Annotated in this window: 16 protein-coding genes; 12 read left to right on the top strand and 4 right to left on the bottom strand. The window is 67.4% G+C overall.

The features are described from left to right. Positions 1-51: 51 nt before the first annotated feature. A complete protein-coding gene (locus tag ABJK40_RS18865) occupies positions 52-813 on the bottom strand; it encodes a sulfite exporter TauE/SafE family protein (RefSeq protein WP_348480226.1) in 762 nt (253 codons plus the stop codon). Between the two features lie 22 nt (positions 814-835). Beyond that, positions 836-1,918 carry a class II fructose-bisphosphate aldolase gene (gene fbaA, locus ABJK40_RS18860; protein ID WP_348480225.1) on the bottom strand — a complete coding sequence of 361 codons (1,083 nt, stop codon included), beginning with the start codon at positions 1,916-1,918 and terminating at the stop codon, positions 836-838. 70 nt (positions 1,919-1,988) lie between these two features. On the opposite strand from fbaA, the gene ABJK40_RS18855 reads away from it, so the two are divergent. From ABJK40_RS18855 to ABJK40_RS18840, 4 genes are all read left to right on the top strand, one after another. After that, complete coding sequence (locus tag ABJK40_RS18855; RefSeq protein ID WP_348480224.1) at positions 1,989-2,876, top strand: NAD(P)-dependent oxidoreductase; 888 nt, start codon at positions 1,989-1,991, stop codon at positions 2,874-2,876. Positions 2,877-2,901: 25 nt separating this feature from the next. Beyond that, positions 2,902-3,657, top strand: coding sequence for an enoyl-CoA hydratase-related protein (locus tag ABJK40_RS18850; RefSeq protein ID WP_348480223.1), 756 nt, complete (start codon positions 2,902-2,904; stop codon positions 3,655-3,657). Next, a complete protein-coding gene (locus ABJK40_RS18845) occupies positions 3,650-4,501 on the top strand; it encodes an alpha/beta hydrolase (protein ID WP_348480222.1) in 852 nt (283 codons plus the stop codon). Before ABJK40_RS18850 ends, ABJK40_RS18845 begins: the two co-directional genes overlap by 8 nt. Before the next feature lie 65 nt (positions 4,502-4,566). Further along, positions 4,567-6,384 (top strand): AMP-dependent synthetase/ligase, encoded by a 1,818-nt coding sequence (locus tag ABJK40_RS18840; protein WP_348480220.1) that lies wholly within the window; start codon positions 4,567-4,569, stop codon positions 6,382-6,384. A gap of 42 nt (positions 6,385-6,426) precedes the next feature. On the opposite strand, the gene ABJK40_RS18835 is transcribed toward ABJK40_RS18840, so the two are convergent. Further along, the gene (locus ABJK40_RS18835; protein WP_348480219.1) at positions 6,427-7,110 is read right to left on the bottom strand and encodes a response regulator transcription factor; all 684 of its coding nucleotides are present in this window, start codon (positions 7,108-7,110) and stop codon (positions 6,427-6,429) included. A 366-nt stretch (positions 7,111-7,476) separates the two neighbouring features. Between ABJK40_RS18835 and ABJK40_RS18830 the strand changes: the two genes are divergently transcribed. Next, positions 7,477-8,874 (top strand): HAMP domain-containing sensor histidine kinase, encoded by a 1,398-nt coding sequence (locus tag ABJK40_RS18830; protein WP_348480218.1) that lies wholly within the window; start codon positions 7,477-7,479, stop codon positions 8,872-8,874. Further along, positions 8,871-9,593: a hypothetical protein gene (locus tag ABJK40_RS18825; protein ID WP_348480217.1), complete on the top strand. Its 723-nt coding sequence runs from the start codon at positions 8,871-8,873 to the stop codon at positions 9,591-9,593. The genes ABJK40_RS18830 and ABJK40_RS18825 overlap by 4 nt, the downstream gene beginning before the upstream one ends. Positions 9,594-9,611: 18 nt before the next feature. On the opposite strand, the gene era is transcribed toward ABJK40_RS18825, so the two are convergent. Beyond that, entirely contained in the window at positions 9,612-10,550 is a 939-nt protein-coding gene (era, locus tag ABJK40_RS18820) for a GTPase Era (protein ID WP_348480216.1), read from the bottom strand. A gap of 26 nt (positions 10,551-10,576) precedes the next feature. Between era and ABJK40_RS18815 the strand changes: the two genes are divergently transcribed. The 6 genes from ABJK40_RS18815 to ABJK40_RS18790 all read left to right on the top strand — a co-directional run bounded on the left by ABJK40_RS18815 (position 10,577) and on the right by ABJK40_RS18790 (position 16,980). Continuing rightward, a complete protein-coding gene (locus ABJK40_RS18815) occupies positions 10,577-11,032 on the top strand; it encodes a MaoC family dehydratase (protein WP_348480215.1) in 456 nt (151 codons plus the stop codon). Between the two features lie 43 nt (positions 11,033-11,075). Further along, complete coding sequence (locus ABJK40_RS18810; RefSeq protein ID WP_348480213.1) at positions 11,076-12,722, top strand: acyl-CoA synthetase; 1,647 nt, start codon at positions 11,076-11,078, stop codon at positions 12,720-12,722. A 249-nt stretch (positions 12,723-12,971) separates the two neighbouring features. After that, positions 12,972-14,213, top strand: coding sequence for an SPFH domain-containing protein (locus ABJK40_RS18805; RefSeq protein ID WP_348480212.1), 1,242 nt, complete (start codon positions 12,972-12,974; stop codon positions 14,211-14,213). Positions 14,214-14,216: 3 nt separating this feature from the next. Further along, positions 14,217-15,479 carry a hypothetical protein gene (locus tag ABJK40_RS18800; RefSeq protein ID WP_348480211.1) on the top strand — a complete coding sequence of 421 codons (1,263 nt, stop codon included), beginning with the start codon at positions 14,217-14,219 and terminating at the stop codon, positions 15,477-15,479. A 1-nt stretch (position 15,480) separates the two neighbouring features. Continuing rightward, positions 15,481-16,071: a hypothetical protein gene (locus ABJK40_RS18795; RefSeq protein ID WP_348480210.1), complete on the top strand. Its 591-nt coding sequence runs from the start codon at positions 15,481-15,483 to the stop codon at positions 16,069-16,071. A gap of 192 nt (positions 16,072-16,263) precedes the next feature. After that, positions 16,264-16,980, top strand: coding sequence for a ubiquinone/menaquinone biosynthesis methyltransferase (locus ABJK40_RS18790; RefSeq protein ID WP_348480209.1), 717 nt, complete (start codon positions 16,264-16,266; stop codon positions 16,978-16,980). Positions 16,981-16,982 lie beyond the last annotated feature (2 nt).

Genomic DNA, 16,982 nt, shown 5'->3' with positions numbered 1-16,982 from the left:
GCGGTCGGACCGGGTCGGACCCTGCGGCCGCCGCCGCAGGTCGGCGTCGGGTCAGGTCACGAAGAAGCGGACGGCGACGATCACGCCGAAGGTGATCACGACGGTGCGCAGGATGCGCGGGTCCAGACGTCCGGCCAGTCGCCCACCGATGACCCCGCCGGCGAGGCTGCTGACGGCGATGATGGCGGCGAACGGCCAGTCGACCTTGCCGCTGAACACGAAGAAACAGGCGGCGAGCACGTTGATCACGAGCGACAGCGCCGTCTTCAGGGAGTTGATGCGCGGCAGCGGGTCGTCGAGCGCCAGACCGAGGATCGCGAGCAGCATGATCCCGAGTCCCGCTCCGAAGTAGCCCCCGTAGATCGCCCCCACGAACACGGCAGCGACGAGCAGGACGGGTCGCCGCTCCGCGTCCTGCGCGGACGGTCGCCGACTCGAGTACCACCGTTTGATCCGGTCCTGGAAACCCAGCAGAGCGCAGGCGGCGAGGATCAGGAACGGGACGAGCACGCGGAACACGTCGTCCGACGTGTTCACGAGCAGGATCGACCCGATCAACCCACCGATGGCCGCTGCGATGGTCAACGCCCTCAGACGCGTCGCATAGGTGACGAGATCCCTGCGCTGAGCAGCGGCACCGCCGAGGTAGCCGGGGACGAGTGCCACGGTGTTCGTGACGTTGGCGGCGACGGCAGGGACGCCCAGCGCCACGAGGGCCGGGAACGACACGAGTGTCCCGCCGCCTGCGACTGCGTTGATCAGTCCGGCAGCGAGACCGGCGGCCGCGGCGATGGCGGCCTCTCCCGGGGTCACGGGGAAACGATCGAATCGGTCGTCAGGCGAGGGTTCCGACGTTGTTCAGTTCGGCGAAGGCCTGTTCGAGGCGGGCGACGAAGCTTTCCTCACCCTTGCGCAGCCACACCCGCGGGTCGTAGTGCTTCTTGTTGGGGGCATCGGCTCCGTCGGGGTTGCCGAGCTGGCCCTGCAGGTAGTCGTGCCGGTCGGCCTCGTAGGCGCGCACTCCGTCCCAGAACGCCCACTGCAGGTCGGTGTCGATGTTCATCTTGATGACGCCGTAGCTCAGCGCCTCCTCGATCTCGGCTGCGGTCGAGCCCGAACCACCGTGGAACACGAAGTTCACCGGCTTGTCCGACTCGGTGCCGTACTTCTCGGCGATGTGTGCCTGGGCGTCACGCAGGATCGTCGGGGTGAGCTTGACGTTGCCGGGCTTGTACACGCCGTGCACGTTGCCGAACGCCGCTGCGATGGTGAAGTTCGGGCTGACCTCGAGCAGTCGCTCGTAGGCGTACGCCACCTCCTCGGGCTTCGAGTACAGGTCCTCCGGGTTGGCGTCGGAGTTGTCGACCCCGTCCTCCTCACCGCCGGTGATGCCGAGTTCGATCTCGAGCGTCATGCCCATCGGTTCCATGCGCTTCAGGTAGTCGACGCAGATGTCGATGTTCTCCTCCATCGGCTCCTCGGACAGGTCGAGCATGTGGGAACTGAACAGCGGCGCTCCGGTCTGGGCGAAGTGTTCCTCGCCGACGTCGAGCAGGCCCGAGATCCACGGCAGGTTCTTCTTCGGGCAGTGGTCGGTGTGGAGGATCACGCGGGCGTCGTACGCCTCGGCCATGGTCTGGACGTGCCGGGCGCCGGCCACGGACCCGAGGATCGACGCCTTGGAGCCGTCGACCGGCACGTTCTTGCCGCCGACGAACGCCGAGCCCGACGTGGAGAACTGCACGATGACGGGGCTGTTCAACTTGCCCGCCGTCTCCATCACGGCGTTCATCGAGTTGGTGCCGATGCAGTTCGCAGCCGGAAGAGCGAACTTCTGGTCCTTGGCGAGTGCGAAGACCTCGTTCACCGCCTCTCCGGTGAGGACGCCGGCGGGAAAGTCGTTCTTGAGCTCGGTCACGCACGCGATGTTAGCCGTCGGCTCGCGACACGAACCTGCCGCCGCCGCCGGGCGACCCTACGATCGACCCATGCGCGTCTTCTTCACCGGTGGCAGTGGCAAGGCGGGGCGTCACGCGATCCCGCACCTCGTCGAGCAGGGCCATCGAGTGGTCAACGGCGACCTCGTGCCGCTCGGTCATCCCGACGTCGCCGACCTCCGTCTCGACCTCACCGACTCCGGACAGGTCTTCAACGCACTCTCGGCGTACGCCGGATTCGACGAACTCGAGTCCGGAACCGGAGTGCCGCGCTACGACGCCGTCGTGCACTTCGCGGCCATCCCGGCGATCCTCGTGCGCCCGGACAACGAGACGTTCCGGGTCAACGCACTCAGCACCTACAACGTGCTCGAGGCCGCCGTGAAGCTCGGCATCCCGAAGGTGATCTTCGCGAGTTCCGAGACGACGTACGGCGTCTGTTTCGCCGACGGCGAGGTTCGCCCCGACTACGTCCCCGTCGACGAGGACCACCCCACCGTGCCCCATGACAGCTACGCGATGTCCAAGGTCGTCAACGAGGCCACCGCCCGCTCGTTCCAGGCCCGATCGGGCATCGACGTCTACGGACTGCGGATCAACAACGTCATCGAACCCCACGAGTACGAGACCGATTTCCCCGCCTACGTCGCGGACCCGGCGCTCCGGCGCAGGAACATCTTCGCGTACATCGATGCTCGCGACCTCGGCCACATGGTCGACCGCTGTCTGCGCACCGACGGACTCGGCTACCAGGTCTTCAACGTCGCGAACGACGACACGTCGGTCGCGCTCCCGAGCGACGAGATCGCCGACCGGTTCTACGCCGGCGTTGCGCGCCGACGCGAGATGGGGACGTACGAGACGTTCTACGCCAACGACAAGGCGAAGCAGCTCGTCGGATTCGCACCGCGCCACACCTGGCGCGATCGCATCGGCTGACCGCCCGCTGACTACGGTCGGCGCCATGGCCGAACTCGTCCACCAGGAGACGTCGGACGGGGTGGTCACGCTCACCCTCGACTCCCAGCACAACCGCAACGCGCTCTCGCGCCAACTGCTCACCGAGCTGCATTCCGGCATCGACATCGCGGAGGAATCCGACGCCCGGGCGATCGTGCTCCGTCACGAAGGGCCGGCGTTCTGCGCGGGAGCCGATCTCAAGGAGCGTTCCGACGAGCCCGCCGATTCGGGTCCCTTCGTGTCCGTCCTCGAACGACTGATGGACACCGCCCGGCCCACCATCGCGGCAGTCGACGGTGCCGTGCGCGCCGGGGGGATCGGGCTGATGGCGTCGTGCGACCTGGTCGTCGTCGCGACCGGCACGACGTTCGCGTTGACCGAGGTCCGGATCGGTGTGGCGGCGGCGATCATCTCCGTGCCGATCCTGCGACGTGTCCCACCCGGGAAGATCGCGTCCGCCATGCTGACCGGCGAGACGTTCGACGCCGCCGAGGCCCGATCGATCGGCCTCGTCACCCACGTCACCGACGACGTCGCCTCCCAGGTCGGCGAACTGCTCGACGGGATCCGTGCCGGTGCGCCCCGAGCGGTGAGGGAGACCAAGGCCCTCCTGCGCACGGTCCCGACCCTCGACCGGGATGCGGCCTTCCGGAGGATGGGGACGCTGTCCGACGAGTTGTTCGGCGGCCGAGAGGCTGCGGCGGGCATGGCGGCCTTCCGCGAGAAGCGCCGAGTCGACTGGTCGAGCTTCGATGCGTGAGCAACGGACCGAGCGGATCGCCACACCGTCCGGAGTCGTGCTCACCGTCGATCACTGGCCGGGAACAGGCTCGGCCGTCGTGCTCGCGCACGGAGGCGGCCAGACCCGTCACTCGTGGGGCGGCACCGCCGCGACCCTGTCCGCGCACGGGCATCGTGTCCTGTCGATCGACCTGCGCGGCCACGGTGACTCGGACTGGTCGAGCGATGGCGACTACTCGATGGGTGCGTACGCCGCTGACGCACTGGCCGTCGTGGACTGGGTCGGGGCACCGACGGCCTGGGTGGGAGCCTCGCTCGGTGGCATGACCGGCCTTCACGCGGTCGACGCCCGACCGGGCGGGTTCACCTCGTTGACGCTCGTCGACATCACGCCACGACCGGCTGCGGCGGGGGTGAGCCGGATCCTCGAGTTCATGGCGGACAGGGCCCACGCGGGCTTCGCCAGCCTCGACGAGGCGGCCGACGCCATCGCGGCCTACCAGCCCCACCGCACCCGTCCGACCGATCTGTCCGGGTTGGCGAAGAACCTGCGCCAGCGCGACGGTCGCTGGTTCTGGCACTGGGACCCGGCGTTCCTGTCGGTGCGCGGCGCCCCCGGCAGCGAGCACGCCCGCGATCGACACCACGACGAACTCGTGGGGATCGCCCGTCGTCTCACGCTGCCGACGATGCTGGTACGCGGCAGGCTCTCCGACCTCGTCACCCAGGACGAGGTCGACGCGTTCCTGCAGATGGTGCCCCACGCCCGGTACGTCGACGTGAAGGACGCCGCCCACATGATCGCCGGTGACAAGAACGACGTCTTCACCGACGCCGTCGTCGACTTCCTCGCGTCGGGCTGACCACCACCGCCGTTCGGTCGGGGAGGGTTTGCACCACCCTGCGACTCGCGTGAGACAATGGGCACATGACGACCAGCGCAGACCTGTACGAACGGATGGCCGGAAGGAACCTCCCGCAACGCTTCCTCGAGAACGTCGAACGCAACGGTTCGGTCGAGGTCGTCAACTGGAAGAACTCGGCGGGCGACTGGGTCTCCAGGACCCTCGACGAGCTCGCCGACGACGCGGCCCGCCTCGTCACCTCGCTGCAGGACCTCGGCGTGGGCAAGGGCGACAAGGTCGTGATGATGATCCGCAACCGTCAGGAGTTCCACGCGATCGACCTCGCCGTGCTCTTCTGCGGCGCGACACCGGTGTCGATCTACAACTCCTCGGCGCCCGACCAGATCCAGTACCTGATCAACGACTGCGGGGCCTCGGTCGCGATCCTCGAAGACGATGCATTCCTGCGTCGCTTCGAGGCGGTGCGGGAGAAGATCCCCACGATCGAGCACATCGTGTTGATCGAGAGCGACGGCGCCGGAGACGACATCGTGAAGTACAGCGACATGATCGCTGCCGAGCCCGCCGAGCTCGCGACCGCCGCCGCGAACTCCGAGTTGTCCGACATCGCCACGATCATCTACACCTCGGGAACGACCGGCCCTCCCAAGGGCGTGATGCTCAGCCACAGCAACGTCGCATGGACGCTCGAATCGGTGGGTGAGTCGATGCGCACCCAGACCGACATCGACGACTTCGCCGGCAAGCGCCACGTCTCGTACCTCCCGATGGCGCACGTGATGGAACGCCTGCTCGGCCACTACTACATGGTCGACTTCGCGACGAAGGTCTACTGCTGCCCCGACACCGCCCAGATGCCCGCCGTGGTGCGCGAGACGAAGCCGAACGTGTTCATCGGCGTCCCTCGGGTGTGGGAGAAGATGTACGCCGGCGTGAACGCGGCGTTGTCCGCCGATCCCGAGAAGGAGAAGCAGTTCGCCGACGGCGTCGCCGCGGCGATCCCGATCATGGAGAAGATGACCGACGGCACGGCCACCGACGAGGAGATCGCCACCTGGAACTTCCTCGACGAGGTCGGGTTCAAGACGGTGCGCGGGCTGATCGGGCTCGACGAGGTCGAGATCGGCATCTCGGGGGCGGCCCCGATCCCGGCCGAGATCCTCGAGTGGTTCCGGGCCATCGGCGTTCCCCTGTCCGAGGGCTACGGGATGTCCGAGACGACCGCCGTCCTGTCCTGGTCGGCTGCGGCCAAGCCGGGATTCGTCGGGCGCGCCGCGGCCGGCGTCGAGATGAAGATCGCCGAGGACGGTGAGGTCCTCGCACGCGGCGGCAACATGTTCGAGGGGTACCTGGGTCTGCCCGACAAGACCGCCGAGACGATCGACGACGAGGGCTGGGTGCACACCGGCGACATCGGCGTCATCGACGACGACGGCTACCTCAAGATCGTCGACCGCAAGAAGGAATTGATCATCACCGCCGGAGGCAAGAACATCAGCCCGGCGAACCTCGAGGCGGCGCTCAAGATGATCCCGCTCGTCGGGCAGGCCTGTGCCGTCGGCGAGCAGAAGCCGTTCGTGGCGGCGCTCGTCGTGCTCGACCCCGATGCGTCGGCAGCGTGGGCGGCAGAACACGGCCTCGAGGGCGACGACGCGACCATGGAGGCGATGGCGCAGAACCCCGAGGTCGTCGCCGAGGTCGAAGCGGGGTTGGCCGAGGCGATGGCCGATTTCAACGGTGCCGAGTCGGTCAAGAAGATCAAGGTGCTCGGCGCCGAATGGATGCCCGACACCGAACTCCTCACACCGACGTCGAAGCTCAAGCGGCGCGGCATCCTCGCCACCTTCGCCGACGAGATCGACGCCCTCTACGCCAAGTAGCCGACGCGGGTCGAGGCCCCGGCCTCGTCCTCGATCAGGCGATCAGGCGATCAGGCGGTAGCCCACTCCTCGTGCGGTGACGATGAGTTGCGGATCGTCGGGCTGATCCTCGATCTTGACGCGCAGGCGGCGCACGTGGGCGTCGACGAGCCGCGAGTCGCCGAGGTACTCGTACCCCCACACCCGTTCGAGGAGTTGGTCTCGCGACAGCACGGCGCCGGCGTGGTCGGCGAATTCGCACAACAGGCGGAACTCGGTCTTGGTGAGGTTCAACTCGGCACCGCCCTTCAACACGATGCCCTGCTCCCGGCGGAGTTCGACGTCACCGAAGGTGGACGCCTGCGGGTGCTGCGGGGTGTCCTGCAGGTGGACGCGCCGCAGGAGGGAACGGATCCTCGCAGCGAGTTCCTTGGGCACGACCGGCTTGGTGACGTAGTCGTCGGCGCCGGCTTCGAGACCCGCCACCATGTCGACGGTGTCGGTCTGTGCGGTGATGATGATGATCGGCACGATGCTCTTCGAGCGCAGTGCCCGGCACACCTCGAAGCCCGACATGTCGGGGAGGCGCAGGTCGAGCAGCACCAGGTCGACCGGCTGGCGGTCGAACGACGCGAGTCCCTCCGTGCCGTTGGGTGCCTCGCGTACGGAATACCCCTCGTCCTCGAGCGCCAGGGAGAGCGCGAGGCGGATGGCGTCGTCGTCTTCGATGAACAGCAGCGATTCCATGTCGACACGACTGTAGGTCGCTCGTGGCCGTCACGTCCTTCTGTTGCGGTCGCGAGACGAACCATCGAGTCGTGGTCGAACTCAGGCGCTCGCGACGACGACGTCGAAATCCGTCGCTTCCGACGTATCCCCTGGTTGCGGCATGCGCCGAGGCCGGCGCGCCACATCGATCTTCGTTACACGAAGCGCACATGACCGGTGGGTGCCCGTCACAGACGAGGGGTTACATGTTCATTGTTCACGCTGCCCCGGTGAGGTACCTCCCTCCCCCTGGTACCTCACCGGCAGCGGGTGAACCCCTCCCCGAAGCGACACGCCGGTCGGCGACGCTCCCGGAGTTCCGCTCCCCTCTGCAACACTGACCCCGTGGCCCGCGACCGTTCACTTCGACTCCGGACCCGGGTCACGCTCTTCTTCGCCCTGATCGCACTCTTCGCCGGTCTCGTGCTGATCGGCGTCACCTACGGTTTCGCCCGCAACAACCTGCTCGAGGAGAGGACGACGTCGGCCAAGGACCAGGCCTTCGACAACGCGTCACTGGTCGCCGAACAGCTCGATTCGATGCTCCTCTCCCCCGATGAGGTGAACATCGGGCTGTACTTCGAGAACGTGCTCAGAACCGAGCCGGGCGGATTCGCCGTTCTCAGCAACCCCGAACGCGACTCGACCCGGGCCCAGACCGAGATCCTCTCCTTCTCGGACCTGCCGGCCGAACTCGTCGACCAGGTCCGCTCGCGCGAATCCGGGCTCGAGTTCACGAGCATCGACGGCGCCGTGTTCGTCGTCGTCGGCGTCTACATCCGCCGCCACGACACCGGCTACTTCGAGGCCTTCCCGGCGGACAACGAAGGGTCCACGCTCACGGCCCTCCTGACCGCCCTCGCGCTGGGCGGGCTCGGGACGCTCGTCCTCGCGACGCTTTTCGGCTTCTCGACCAGTCGCCGGTTGCTCCGCCCGCTCAGCCGAGTCGCCGACGCCGCCGAGAACATCGCGTCCGGCGGTCTGGACACCCGCCTCGACAGCGAGAGCGACCCCGATCTCGACCGGCTGGCCAGTTCCTTCAACGAGATGGCCGATGCCGTCCAGACCAGACTCGAGCGCGAGGCGCGGTTCGCCTCCGACGTGAGCCACGAACTCCGCTCACCGATCACGGCGCTGACCGCAGCCGTCGAGGTGCTCGATGCCCGTCGCGAGGACATTCCCGAACGAACTCAGCAGGCGCTGGAGATCGTCGTGAGCCAGGTGCGCCGGTTCGACAGCATGGTGATCGACCTGCTCGAACTGTCCCGACTCGACGCAGGGGCGACCGACCTGAACGTCGAGACGCTCGACATCATCGATCTCACACATCGGGTGGCTGCCCGGTTCGGCAGCCCCGACATCGACGTCGACGTCCACAAGCGGACGCCACGCGAGTTCAATGTCGACAAGGTGAGGTTCGAGAGGGTGTTGGGCAACCTGATCGAGAACGCCAACCACCACGGCGGCGGAGCGCTGCGCGTCGAAGTGGTCCCGTCGCGGAACCGCATGCTGCGATTCGCGGTCGAGGACGGAGGACCGGGCGTCGCGCGGAGTGAACGCGATCGGATCTTCGAGCGCTTCGCTCGCGGAAGTGCGGCGCGCCACCGCATCGGGACCGGCCTCGGCCTCGCACTGGCGTCGGAGCACAGCATCGCGATGGGTGGCGCCATCTGGGTCGAGGACCGCACCGGCGGAGGCGCCCGATTCGTGTTCGAGATCCCGATCAGGAAGGCCGAAGCATGAATCGAATCCGAACCACGGCTGCGGCGCTCGCCCTGACGGTCGGCGTCGCGTCGGGTTGCGGCGTTCCCACCGGTCCGGAGAGTTTCCAGGAGATCGACGGCGCCGATGTGCCCAACCGGTTGAACGAGACCACGACCACGACGACCACCACCACGGTGCCACCGACCACGACCACGACGACGCTGCTCGACACCCCGGAGACGACGACGACCACGACGGAAGCTCCCGCGCCCACCGAGATCGTCGACATCTTCTTCGTCTCACGGGGCCAACTCACGGCCAAGCCGTTCACCGTGTTGGCCCCGGTGAGTCCGAACGAACTGATCGACCTGCTCGAAGCCGGGCCCGGCCTGGATGCCGGACTGCTCGACAACGAGATCCTCCCGAATCTGATCGAGACGACCTCCGTGGCCGACGGGATCCTCACCATCGAGTTGAACACAGCGCAGTTCGATCGCATCGCGGTACGCGACCAGCGTGAAGCGATCGCTCAGATGGTGTTGACGTTCCTGAACAACCTGCGCGGCGTCGGAACGGCCGTGTTCACCATCGACGGGGTGCGCCAGACCGTTCCGATCGACGAGGGCCAGGTGAGCGATGAACCGGTCTCGCGCGACGACTACACGAGCATGCTCGTCAACGCGGATCGCGAGGTCGGTGTCGAAGAACCGGTGACCACGACCGACCCGGTCGACGACGTGTCGACGTCCGCACCCTGAAGCGGGACATCGCTCACGTCAGTATCCGAGGCGTTCGACGCGTTCGGGTTTGCGCTGCCAGTCCTTGTCGACCTTCACCCGGAGTTCGAGGTACACGCCGTCGGGGAGCTGTCTGCGGGCTCGCTCCCCCGCCTGCTTGAGGATGTTGCCGCCCTTGCCGATGACCATCCCCTTCTGACTGTCACGTTCCACGATGATGTCGACGCGGATCCGCGGCCACTCCCACTCCACGACCTGTGTGGCGATCGAGTACGGCAGTTCGTCGTGCGTCACGGCCAGCAGTTGCTCGCGGACGAGTTCGGCGACCCATCGCTCCTCGGGCTGGTCGCTCACCTGATCGTCGGGGAAGTACCGGGGGCCGAGAGGCAGCCCAGCGGTCAGGTGGTCGACGAGACCGGCCAGGCCGTCCTTCGTGAGCGCCGACACCGGGAAGTACTCCTTGGCACCCAGCTCGCTCGCTGCCGTGAGCATCGCGAGGACCTGGCCGGGCTTGGCCCGGTCGATCTTGTTGACCACGACGATCGTCTCCGCGAGGTCGAGCTTCGACGCGACCCACCGGTCGCCCTTGCCGAACGGCTTGGTCGCGTCGAGGACGAACGCCACGACGTCGACCCCGGCCTCCTCGTCGTCACGCGTCACGCTCTCCAGGGCGGTGGCGTTCACTCTGGCACCCAGAGCGGTGACCGGCTTGTGGATGCCGGGCGTGTCGACGAACACGATCTGGCTGTCGTCACGGGTGAACACCCCCATGATCCGGTGGCGCGTGGTCTGGGGCTTGTCGCTGATGATGCTCACCTTGCGGCCACAGATCGCATTGACGAGCGACGACTTGCCGACGTTGGGTCGACCCACGAACGTGACGAATCCCGAACGGAACGTGGCGTCGTCGTCATCGGCCGGCCACGCGGGATCGGAGGGAGGAGCCGACTCGTCGGTCGTGTGCGTTTCGTCGGCCATTCGCCCAGTCTGGCAAGCTGCGATCCATGACGCGCATGATCGAAGGAATCGACGGAATGAAGGCCCTCGTGGGCGAGCACCTCGGGTACTCCCCCTACGTGGAGATCACCCAGGAGCAGGTCAACACGTTCGCCGAGGCAACGGGTGACCACCAGTGGATCCACGTCGACGTGGAGAAGGCGAACGCCGGCCCGTTCGGCGGCCCGATCGCCCACGGCTACCTCACCCTGTCGCTCGGACCGATGCTCTCGCCGCAGATCTTCGGTGTGTCGGGCATCTCGATGGGCGTCAACTACGGCGCCGGCAAGGTGCGCTTCCCCTCCCCCGTCCCGGTCGGATCCAAGCTGCGTCTGGGGGCCACGTTGCAGTCCGTCGAGGACGTCGACGGCGGCGCGCAGGTCACCATGGTGTTCGTGTTCGAGGTCGAGGGCGCGCCCAAGCCGTCGTGCGTCGCCGAGGTCATCTTCCGCTACTACTCCTGATCGTGGGTCCGACCACGCTCCCGCCCGGGAAGGACACGAGAGAGTGACGACGGTGCCCGACATCTCGCTCGCCGAGGTCCACGAAGCGATCGGCGCCACGCGGCCCGACGAGGAGTGCCTCGTGTTCCGGGACCGCCGCTTCACGTGGGCAGAGGTCCAGGACCGGACCCGGCGCCTCGCCAACCACCTGATCGCTCGCGGTCACGGTTGTTCCGCCGAGCGTGGCGAACTCGAGGGCCACGTGTCGGGCCAGGATCACCTCGCGATCTACCTGCACAACGGCAACGAGTACCTCGAGGCGATGCTCGGGTCGCTCAAGGCTCGTGTGGCATCGCTGAACGTCAACTACCGATACGTCGCCGAAGAACTGCGCTACCTGCTCGCCGACAGCGGCGCAACGGCGATCGTCGTGCACTCCGCGTTCGCACCGACGCTCGCCGAAGTGCTCGACGACGGCACGTCGATCCGCACGATCCTGCAGGTCCCCGACGAGTCCGGCAACGACCTGCTCCCGGGGGCCGAGTGGTACGAGGATGCGCTCGCCGCTTCGTCGGGTGAGCGACCGGACGTCGAGTGGAGCCCCGACGACCTCTACATGCTGTACACCGGTGGCACGACCGGAATGCCCAAGGGCGTGATGTGGCGCAACGGCGACGCGATGAGGTCCTGCTTCGGCGGCTCGCCCACGGCCACGACGGTCGAGGGGTTCGTGGCCGAGGCGACCACTGGACTCAGGTCGCTGATCGGCCCGCCGTTCATGCACGGAGCCGGACACTGGATCGCATTCCGGACCTGGCTCGGTGGTGGCACCGTCTTCGTGCCGTCGATCCCCGAACGTCTCGACCCCGACGACGTCTGGTCCACCGTCGAGCGCGAAGGACTCAACTTCCTGCTGATCGTCGGCGACGCCTTCGCGCGCCCGCTCCTCGACGAACTCGACCGGACGGGCGCAGATCGCGACCTCGGCTCGCTCGCGGTGATCCTGTCGGGGGGTGCAGCCTTGTCGGCACCCCTCAAACAGGAGTTCCTCGCCCACCTTCCGACGCTCATGGTGATCGACGGCCTCGGCTCGTCGGAAGCGGGTGGGCAGGTGTCGCACGTGTCCGCCGGTGGGCGAGCCTCGACCGGAACCTTCGAGATGTCGCCGGGCAACGTCGTCCTGTCGGCCGACCTCGATGCCGTACTCGAGCCGGGGTCCGACGAGATCGGTTGGCTCGCCAAGACCGGACGGTTGGCGCTGGGATACCTCGGCGACCCGAACAAGACCGCTCGCACGTACCCCGTCGTCGACGGTGTCCGCTACGCGGTGCCGGGTGACCGCGCCCGGCTGCTCGACGACGGTGCCGGCGGACCGGGAATCGTCGAGTTGCACGGGCGCGACTCGGTCACCATCAACTCCGGTGGCGAGAAGATCTTCGCCGAGGAGGTCGAGGCCGCGATCAAGGCGCACCCGGCGATCTACGACTGCGTCGTGGCCGGGCGACCGAGCGAACGTTGGGGTAGCGAGGTCGTGGCCGTCGTGCGCATCCGTGCCGACCATCAGGCCACCGACGACGACCTCCTCGCCGAGGCCCAGAAGCACATCGCCCGCTACAAGCTGCCCAAGGCGATCGTCCGCGTCGACGAGATCGTGCGATCGCCGAGCGGCAAGGCCGACTACCGATGGGCCCGAAGCGTCGCAACCTCGTGAACGTCTGAGGACGACGTCGCCGCCGTACCCGCACGTGCCGCGTTCGCGCCCCACGCCCCCTCGAGCGGTGAGTCTGCGTCGCCCCCACACCGACCCAAACTCACCGACCCACACACACGCCCTCGAGCGGTGAGTCTGCGTCGCCCCCACACCGACCCAGACTCACCGGCGCCATTTTCTCTGCACTCGGCGCATCGTTGATCTATGGTCTGACCAGGACTTCAACGAACAGTGCGAAAGGCGGACCTGATGGGTCTCATGGACAAACTCAAGGGCGAACTCGTCGACATCATCGAGTGGATCGACGATTCCCGCTCGACGCTCGCATGGCGGTTCCCCCGCTACCAGAACGAGATCAAGAACGGCGCACAGCTGATCGTCCGCGAGGGGCAGAAGGCGGTGTTCGTCTACCGCGGTGCGCTGGCCGACCAGTTCGAACCCGGCCACTACGAATTGAAGTCCGAGAACCTGCCGATCCTGTCGACCCTGCAGGGTTGGAAGCACGGATTCGACAGCCCGTTCCGCTCCGAGGTGTACTTCATCAACACGCGCCCGGTCACCGACCTCCGGTGGGGCACCCCGCAGCCCGTCACGGTGCGCGACCCCGACTTCAAGATGGTCCAGGTGCGCGCGAACGGCCTGTGCGTGGTGAAGATCGTCGACGTCGGCATCTTCCTCAAGGAGGTCATCGGCACCGATTCGGCGGTCGAGGTCGAGGAGATCGCGGAGTTGCTCCGTCGGGTGATCTCCATGGCGTTCTCCGACATGGTGACCCAGAGCGGGCTCGGTGCGATCGACCTGCAGGGCCAGCAGGTCGCTCTGTCGGGTCGCCTCGCCGAGTTCGTGCAGGAGCGTGTCGACGACGAGTTCGGCCTCGCGATCCCCGAGATGACGATGAACATCTCCTTGCCCGACGAGATCACCCAGGCGATGACGCGTGGCGTGGCCAAGGGCGTGGAGGCCTCGGGCTTCGTCGAGAACGTCGATCTGGACAAGTACCAGCAGGCCCAAGCCGCCGACGCCATGCTCGCCGCCGCCCAGAACGAGGGTGGCAGCGTGATGGGCGACATCATGCAGATGGGCATGGGCGTTGCGATGGCCGGGCAGATGGCGAACCAGATGGGCGGGATCGGTCAACCGGCTGCGGCGCAGCCGGCCGTGGTGGTCAACCCGGGTGGAGCCCCGCCCCCGCTCCCCGGCCAGACGATGTACCACGTGGACCACGGCGGCAACCCCGGCGGCCCGTACAACATGGCTCAGATGCAGCAGGGCATCCAGGGCGGCCAGGTCACCGGTCAGACACTCGTGTGGGCGCAGGGCATGGCCGCATGGGCTCCTGCCCAGGCGGTACCCGAACTGCAGGCGTTGTTCGCCGCTCCGCCCCCCATGCCCCCGACCTCGGCGACACCTCCGCCGGTCCCACCGTCGCCGGAATCTCCTGCGCCCGATTCCACACCCGACGCGCCGGCATCCGACCCGGCCGGCGAGTAGGCCATGAGCGATTCACCTCCGCCGGTACCACCCGGGTCCCAGCCACCACCTCCGCTGCAGCCTCCACCGCCCCCGGCGGCACCGCCGGCCGACGGATTCGATCCCGGTGCGACGCTGCGCAGGGGTTCCGACGCCCACGAGCAGGAGTCGCTGGCGATGAAGCACGCCACCGAGCAGTCGCGGACCTATCCGTGCGCGGCCTGCGGAGGCGAACTGCACTTCGACATCGCGACACAACTGCTCAAGTGCGAGCACTGCGGGAACACCCACGAACTGGCCGAGGCCACGGGCGAGGTGCGTGAACGCGACCTGCGCGATGCGCTGCGTCTCGTGCGTGAGGGCAAGGTCGCACGCACCGCGACCTTCCTCGACGGCGAGAAGGAGGTCGTGTGTCAGAACTGCGGTGGACACACCACGTTCACGGGCACCCTGACCGCCGACAAGTGCCCGTACTGCGCCACGCCCATCCAGCGCGACGACGTCCATGCCGCTCCCGATCGACTCCCGGTCGACGCCGTCCTCCCCTTCTCCGTCGACCGCAAGTCCGCCGAGGGATTGATCGACAAGTGGATCAACGGCCGGTGGTTCGCACCGTCGGAGTTCAAGACCTACAACCGGACCGGCTCGTTCCAGAGCGTCTACATGGCGTACTTCACCTACGACGCCGACACCACGACCCAGTACAGCGGCCAACGAGGCACGACGCGCACCCGCACCGTGGGCAGCGGAGACAACCGGCGAACCGAGACCTACACCACGTGGGCGAACGTCCGTGGCGCCGTGAGCAACTCGTTCGACGACATCCCGATCCTGGCCAACGAGGGTTTCGAGAAGAAGCGCATCGACAAGCTCGAGCCGTGGCCGACGCACGACGCCAAGCCGTACTCGGCCGAGTACGCGGCGGGGCACCTCGCGCGCACGTACGACAACGACGTCGAGGAGTGCCTCGGTGAGGCGACCACGATCATGGAAGGCGAGATCCGATCCACGATCCACCGCGACATCGGAGGCGACCAACAGCGCATCTCGCACATGGACATCTCCTGGCGCGAGATGACCTACAAGCACATCCTGTTGCCGCTCTGGCTGCTCACCGTCATCTACGACCAACGGCCGTTCCAGGTGTACATCAACGGCGTGACCGGCGAGGTCCACGGCGCCCGTCCGTACAGCAAGGTCAAGATCATCGCGGCGGTGACCGTGGCGATCCTGCTCGTGATCATCGTGATCGTCGCCGTTCAAGCCGGTGGCGGAGGGTCAGGTTGACGTGTTCGGGTTGTTGATCGGAGCACTGCTCGTCGTCGCGGTCGGTGCGGTCGTCACCTTCGGGGTCATGTTGGCGGTGCGCTCGAAGCGGGAGTTCGCCGAGCAGAACGAGGTCGTCCCCGGGCGACCCTCCCCGGCCCCGGCGAGTTGGGCCGGAGCACATTCGCGTGAAGCGAGGCTCCACCGCCGACTCGGCGACGCCGTCAAGGGCGCTCGCCAGAACCCACGGTTCGTGGAACTGGGTCTCGCTGCGCAGATGAATGCGATCGAGGCCGAGGCCCTGGCGATCGACGAACGCCTCGTGGCAGCCGCGGCGCTCCCCACCGCGCACCGCGACGCCGCGATCGATCCGCTCGAGCAGCACGTGGTCGACCTCGAAGCCACGATCGCAGAACTCGTGACCAGCATCAGCGTCTCGGACTCGAGGGCGCAACTCGAGACGGCGGTGTCCGCCGCCGACATCAAGTTGCAGGCACTGGCCGAGGCCCGCGCCGAGGTCGAGCGTCTGGATCGTCTCGTGTCCGGCACCGAGGTCACCGAGGCGGCCGTCCGGCCGCTCCCCCCACCCGAGCCGGGAACCTCCACCGGCTGATCGGTCGCGCCGATCGCGACCCCGATGTCGGTGAGCCTTCGTCGCCCCGGGTGCGACCCAGACTCACCGCAACCGTGTCCGACCGACAGGTGGGTCCGATCGGTGAGCCTTCGTCGCCCCGGGCGCGACCCAGACTCACCGCGACCGGGTCCGATCGGTCATCGGGGCCGTCTCCGCTCGTAGCCTGAGCGCGTGAAGTCATCGTCGCCGCGCCGCTGGGACACCGAACAACTCCCCGAAGGGGAGGAGAAGGTCGCAGCGGTACGCGACATGTTCGACGCGATCGCGCCGAAATACGACCGGCTCAACCGCATCATCTCGTTGCGTCTCGACGTGCGCTGGCGCAAGCGGGCGATACGCGACCTCTCGCTGCCTGCGGGCTCCACCGTGCTCGATCTGGCGAGTGGCACCGGCGACATGTGCATCGATCTGGCCAAAGCGGGGCTTCGCCCGATGTCGATGGACCTCAGCTTCGGGATGCTCGCCGCCGACCGCTCGGGCGCTCCGCTCGTGCAGACCGACATCCTCCGACTGCCGGTTCCCGACGGCGCCGTCGACGGCGTCACGTGCGGGTTCGCACTGCGCAACCTGCTCGATCTCGGTGACTTCTTCACCGAACTCGCCCGGGTCGTGCGTCCGGGAGGCCGAATCGCACTCCTCGACGTGAGCACGCCGCCGAACCGGGTGCTGCGATTCGGCAACGACATCTACTTCGGCAAGATCGTGCCCAAGATCGGCGCAGCCCTGTCCGACGGGGCGGCGTATGCCTACCTCCCCAAGAGCGTGGCCTACCTTCCCAATCCGGCCGAGTTGCGCTCAATGCTCCGTTCGGCCGGATTCGGCGACGCATCGCACGATCAACTGACGGGCGGGCTCACGCAGTTGATGGTCGCCACGCGAGACGCCTGACG

The sequence above is a fragment of the Ilumatobacter sp. genome, assembly GCF_039969435.1.
Taxonomy (GTDB): Bacteria; Actinomycetota; Acidimicrobiia; order Acidimicrobiales; family Ilumatobacteraceae; genus Ilumatobacter_A.
Note: the sequence above shows the minus strand (reverse complement) of the source record. Positions and strands in the feature narration are given on the sequence as shown.